A 1930-nucleotide genomic window follows, 5' to 3' on the forward strand; every position below is an offset into this window, starting at 1 on the left:
CCCCAGGCCGGGCCCTCCCACCCCAACCCGGGTGGACCGCTGCTGTGAAGGCCGCCGCCGGGTGGTCCTGGGTGCGGCATCCACGCGTCCAGATCTCCGCCATTCAGTTCTGACACCTCAAGGCCAGGGGGCACCTGTTCGATGGAGCACCCGACGGCGCCGACCACGGCGCCGCGGATGAACGGAGTGGGTCCGGTGCTGGGGCGTGTGCGTGACCTGCGGGTGTCGTCGAAGTTGTTCGCCGGGTTCGGTGCGGTGACGGTCCTGCTGATCGTCATCAGCGTTCTCGGGGTGCTGCGGCTGGGACAGGCGCAGACGAAGATGGACTACCTGTCGACCTCCGGGGTGGCCTCGGTCGCCGGCATCGACAAGGTCCAGACCGCCTACCTGCAAGTCCGCAAGGACCTCAGCGACATCGCCGTGGCCGTCGACCCGACCAGCACCCAGCAGGCGGCCGAGCAGTACACCCAGGACCAGAGCGCGCTGGATGCCGCCTGGACGGCCTACCTGGGCACCGACCCGGCCAGCAGCCGCACCGACCAGGCCACCTTCACCCAGTCCCTGGCCCAGTGGCGCACCGCCGCCCAGGCGCTGCTGCCGCTGGCCAGCCAGGACGACCTGACCGCCTTCATCGCCCAGCGCGCCGCGACGACCACGCAGGTCGGCAAGGACATCAACACCGCGCTGGCCGCCATGATCGCCGCTGAAGCCAAGGCCGCCAAGGACATCGCCGCCAACGGCCGCGCCGCCTACCGGCAGGCCGTGACCGTCCTGATCGGCTGCGCCGTCCTGGCCGTGCTGCTGGCGGTCGCGATCTCGGTGGCCATCGCCCGCTCCATCGCCCGCCCCCTGAACCAGGTCGTGACCGTGGTGGAGGGCCTGGCGCAGGGCCGGCTGGACCAGCGGGTGGACTACGTCAGCAAGGACGAGGTCGGCCGTCTGGCCACCGCGACCAACACCTCCCTGCAGTCCCTGGGTGCGGTGATGCGCGAAGTCACCGACAACGCGACCACGTTGGCCGCCTCCAGTGAGGAGCTGACCGCGGTCGCCACCCAGTTGTCCTCGGGGGCGGAGGAGTCCGCGGCGCAGTCCCAGGTCGTCTCAGCTGCCACCGAGCAGATCAGCGCGAACATCGGCACCGTCGCCGCGGCGGGGGAGGAGATGACCTCGGCCATCCGCGAGATCGCCACCTCCACCGCGCAGGCCTCCCAGACCGCGGCCACCGCCGTGGCCGCCGCCGGGGACGCCGGCGCCACCATCGAACGCCTCGGCGCCTCCAGCCGCGAGATCGGTGACGTCGTCAAGCTCATCACCTCCATCGCCGAGCAGACCAACCTGCTGGCGCTGAACGCGACGATCGAGGCCGCCCGGGCCGGGGAGATGGGCAAGGGCTTCGCCGTCGTGGCCGGGGAGGTCAAGGAACTCGCGCAGCAGACCGCCCGGGCGACGGAGGAGATCGTGGCGAAGGTCAGCGCGACGCAGGCCGACGTCACCGCCGCGACCGACGTGATCTCGCAGATCGGCGAGGTCATCGCCCGCATCGACGGCCTGCAGGGCACGATCGCGGCGGCGGTGGAGGAGCAGTCGGCGACGACGAGTGAGATGGTCCGCAACGTCACCGAGGTGTCCACGGGCAGCCAGGAGATCACGGCGAACATCTCGGGCATCGCCGCGGCGGCGGCGCAGACGACGAGCAGCGCCACTCACACCGCCACCACCGCGGCGGAGGTGTCGCGCAGCGCCGCTCAGCTGCAGTCCCTGGTGAGCCGGTTCACCCTCTGACCGCCGTCAGGCGCAGCGCACCAGAGCAGAGCAGATGAGAACAGTCATGGTGGATGAGGGAGAAGACTCAGGATGCTGACACCCGCACCCTCGAACGGCCCCGGTGAGCTGGCTCGCCTGATCGCCTCCGTGCGCTCGGCATCGCCGG

General features: G+C 71.0%; 1 protein-coding gene. It reads left to right on the top strand.

From position 1 onward, the window contains the following. The first annotated feature begins 177 nt into the window (after window positions 1-177). A complete protein-coding gene (locus tag ABT295_RS21100; RefSeq protein ID WP_352396372.1) occupies window positions 178-1782 on the top strand; it encodes a methyl-accepting chemotaxis protein in 1605 nt (534 codons plus the stop codon). The last annotated feature ends 148 nt before the right edge of the window (window positions 1783-1930 follow it).

Source organism: Terrabacter sp. NPDC000476 (assembly GCF_040300125.1).
In the GTDB taxonomy this organism is placed as follows: Bacteria; Actinomycetota; Actinomycetes; order Actinomycetales; family Dermatophilaceae; genus Terrabacter.